Source organism: Candidatus Lokiarchaeota archaeon (assembly GCA_014730275.1).
Classification (GTDB): Archaea; Asgardarchaeota; Thorarchaeia; order Thorarchaeales; family Thorarchaeaceae; genus WJIL01.
This window is the reverse complement of record WJIL01000056.1, coordinates 1-3,695: the sequence shown is the minus strand read 5'-3', so window position 1 is coordinate 3,695 and position 3,695 is coordinate 1. Positions and strand designations below refer to the sequence as shown.

At 47.3% G+C, this 3,695-nt stretch carries 4 protein-coding genes; all 4 read right to left on the bottom strand.

The features are described 5' to 3' along the window. Positions 1-790, bottom strand: a 790-nt coding sequence (locus GF309_05915; protein MBD3158310.1) for a hypothetical protein, incomplete at its 3' end; no start/stop codon positions are given. Between the two features lie 32 nt (positions 791-822). Beyond that, positions 823-1,554, bottom strand: coding sequence for an aspartate/glutamate racemase family protein (locus tag GF309_05910; GenBank protein ID MBD3158309.1), 732 nt, complete (start codon positions 1,552-1,554; stop codon positions 823-825). Next, positions 1,547-2,626: a branched-chain amino acid ABC transporter permease gene (locus tag GF309_05905; GenBank protein ID MBD3158308.1), complete on the bottom strand. Its 1,080-nt coding sequence runs from the start codon at positions 2,624-2,626 to the stop codon at positions 1,547-1,549. The genes GF309_05910 and GF309_05905 overlap by 8 nt, the downstream gene beginning before the upstream one ends. Before the next feature lie 39 nt (positions 2,627-2,665). Then, the coding region (locus GF309_05900) for a hypothetical protein (protein ID MBD3158307.1) at positions 2,666-3,695 on the bottom strand (1,030 nt) is incomplete at its 5' end.

The following is a 3,695-nucleotide window of genomic DNA, read 5'->3' as shown; positions in this document are numbered from 1 at the left end:
CTGTATCCTCTTCGCAGAGGCTCTTGGCAGAATACCCGAGTGCTGTGGCAGTTTTCAACCGTTCTGCATTGACTGTTTCAATCACCCGTGCCACCGATGGAGAAATCCCCTCTCGGTACAGGTAGTAGTCCTCACCTTCTATCTCCGCAGATTCTATCTTTCCAGCGTTCAGCAACAGACCAGCTGGATGAGCAACGGGATTCAGATTATTCAGAGCTGTTTCGACAGAATCTCTAGTGGGAATAGCAACGTTCTTGTATAGCGAATCAAGCTCCTGGATAACATCTTGATTATGTTCAGCAGGAAATGCCGATGCAAAGAACTTCTTCTGGTCCTTAATCACTCGGACCTTGCCGGGTCCCATCATCCGTGCAATGTAGGGCAATGTACTGGTTTCGCCGACAACCATCTGGATATTTCGCCTAGTATTCAAAAAATTGCCCAGGATGATGGAGCCATAGTTGCCTGTTGTCATGATGACCCGTTGGTCTTCCTTGAAGAAGGGCATCATCAAATCAAAGAAGGGTTCTTGGGCGTAGGTAGGAATTGGAAGGAGAATGGTATTCGCGTCCTCAACAGCCTCCTTTGGGCTCACAGTAACTCCCTCTAGATTGGCAGTTCCTTCTATCTCACCGACAACTTCGATTGTCATAGTCTGAAGCACTTTCTCGATGTTCTGTCTGAACTTTGGATGCTCAAACAGGGTGACCTTGTATCCCCTGAGAGAGAGGTCGCCAGCCATGGCGTGTGATCCATTTCCTCCCCCACAGACTGTTATCTTCTGAGTCATCGTGACAGCACCTATTATCTGGAACTCTGTATTCAAAGAAAGCCTTCGAACCTGCTTCTGAATGTGACGCTATAGGCGTAATTGCACAGTGTTGTTATGTCATAAACAGGCAATCCTACCTCGTCTTGGACTGCCTTAGCATAGGGCGAGAGATTGGTGCATTCAAATACAATAGCACCGAGATTCTCTTTCTTCTTCAGATTTCTGCAAACAGAGATCATGATCTTCTCGATTCTCTTTGGGTCAACTGGCCGCTTCAGGTGCTCTCCTATCGCTTCTGTGAAATCTTCTTGGTGTTCCATACCTACAATAGCGATAGGCATCGAATCTGTTATGCCTACTGCACCAAGATGGTCCTCTGTCAATGCCTTTGAGTTACCAGTTACTATTCCTACTCTCTTTCCCTCACGTAGCATTCGACATGCAAGAGGGACTTGCAGTAGGCTTGATGTAAAGACCGGAATATCCACAGCATTGGCTAGCTCGTTCTGAAAGAGAGCCATAAACCCACAGGATGTGGTTGTTGCCCTGACGCCTTCAGCCTCTAAATCTCTTGCAGCGGCAATGAAGTGAGGAAGCAAAGCTCGATCAGCCTCATCGACAACCCTGATTGGTGTTGCCTCCTCAATGACCTTGTAGCGGACTGGAAAGTCGAAAGTTGATGCGTTTCCTATGTCTCCAGGTATTCTTGTGAAAGAGGTTTTTAACATAATTATTCCCAAGAACTGGCCGTAATTGTTACGTCCACTAGCAATCTCAACCATTCTCGCCACCAAATTGCTCGGTTTCTAGGTGCTTCTCATAGACTGTCTTTGCCTTGCTTTCACCACTTATTCTGTCACGGACATCTTGGAGGATGCCCCAGATTCCATCTCTGAATGTTCTCATCATGATAAGGACAATCACTCCGTACATAACCATCCTGAGTTCCTCAAACTCTCGAAGGTACTCGGTCAACAATTCTATGACAGTGGCTCCAATGATTGGACCAACGAAAGTACCGTAGCCACCCATTATTGTCATGATAATAATCAGCGCCATTTCTCCGAACTTGAACAGACTAGGGCTGATGACACCAATAAAGTGCGCATAGTAGGCACCGAAGATTCCGGCGATGAAACCGGACAGGATGAAAATGCGCTTCTTGTACTTGACAGTATCTACTCCAGCAACTTCTGCAGCGATGGTATCTTCCCGTATCGCTTGGAGGAACAAGCCTGTCCGGGAGTGAATTATGCGGTATATTGCCAATAGAGTCACTATTGTTAGTGCAAGCGTTGTGTAGTAGTAGAGCATAGGCGCAGAGCCGGGGATGACACCGTACAAATAGTTGACAGGTAGACCGAGGTCCCCCCTCGTAATCTCATAGTTAATCGATATGAGAAGCCTTGCAGAACCAGCAAAAGCCCAGGTTGACAGGGCCAAATAAATCCCCCGCATGCCTAGAGTAATGGTTCCAATTGAGTAGCTAATCAGTGCTGCAACAAAACCTCCGAGGATGATTCCCATAACAGGATGGATCCCATAGTATCTCGCGAGTAGCGCAGTCGTATATGATCCTGTAGCAGACATTGCTGCTTGGGCCAATGAGAAGATACCAGTATATCCTGCAAGCAGATTCCATGTACTCACAATCGCAATGTAGTACAGTGCAACATTCAACACGTGCACAGGATAGACGCCAAGGAAGTTGGGGAAGATGAGTAACCCAGCGAAGAGTATGACATAGCTCAGGGTCTTCTCCCTAGGCGTTTCATATCTTACTCTATGTAGGAACTCCTTCAGGTCTTTAAAAGCATTCTCAAGATCGTTCATGGTATTATCCAGCTTCTCCACAGGGAATCATCCTCCACTCTGTATTGTGGGATGGGGGGTCTACTCGACAGTGAAGTCGGGCTCTCCCAAGACTTCATCATCCACTTCCAGTCCAAGGCCAGGACCGTCCGGCGCAACTGCCATTCCGTCAGCTATATTTACTCCGCCAGATTTGAGAATCTTTAGCTTCTTGGTCAGGAAGAAGTGTTGGGCAACGCCACAACCCACGATGTCCTTTGAGCTCCATGCCAGATGAGCACTTGCTGTGTTGCCGACTTTTGTCACGGCCATGTCATCTATCCGGTATGGGATTCCTGCAGTATCGCATATGGCGCGAATCTTAAGGCATTCATAGAAGCCTCCCGCCTTCAGGAGCTTCATGCTCATTATATCAGCAGCATCTTTCTTGATGATTTGCAGAGCGTCCTCCGGGGTGAACAGGCTCTCATCAGCGATTATCGGGATGCTAATCTTGTCCCTAATCCATGCCAGACCATCAAGAGATCTCGTTGGTTGTTCCGCTAGTATGTTGGTGTAATGCTCAATCTGCTTCAGGACATTGACTGCATCCATGGGATCCCAACCACAGTTGGCATCTACTATCAAGGTTGCCTTGTCACCAATAGCATCTTCAATTGCAACAACTCTGTTTACATCCTTCTTGGGATCAAGACCAACCTTGACTTCAAATACGGTGTAGCCTTCGCCCACTAGCTTCACAGCCATCTTTGCCATTTCATCAGGCTCTAGAATCGGGATTGCCCGCTGAGTGGAGAACTCATCTCTGTATGAGCCTCCAATGAGGTCGTAGATTGGTATATCAGACGCACGGCCCATGATATCATAGAGAGCCTCGTCAATTGCACACTTAGCCGATCTATTATAGAGGATAAACTTGTCCATAATGCCATGTATCTTGCCAATGTCAAAGGGGTCCTCGCCGATTATCTTGCTCCCAATGAGTTTCACGGCGTCGTGGATTGAACCCACACTTTCGCCTGTGAACGCGGGGGATGGAGAAGCCTCTCCTAGTCCTACTAATCCATCATCGGTATGAATCTTAACAAAGGTGTTGATTGTTTCAGTGTAT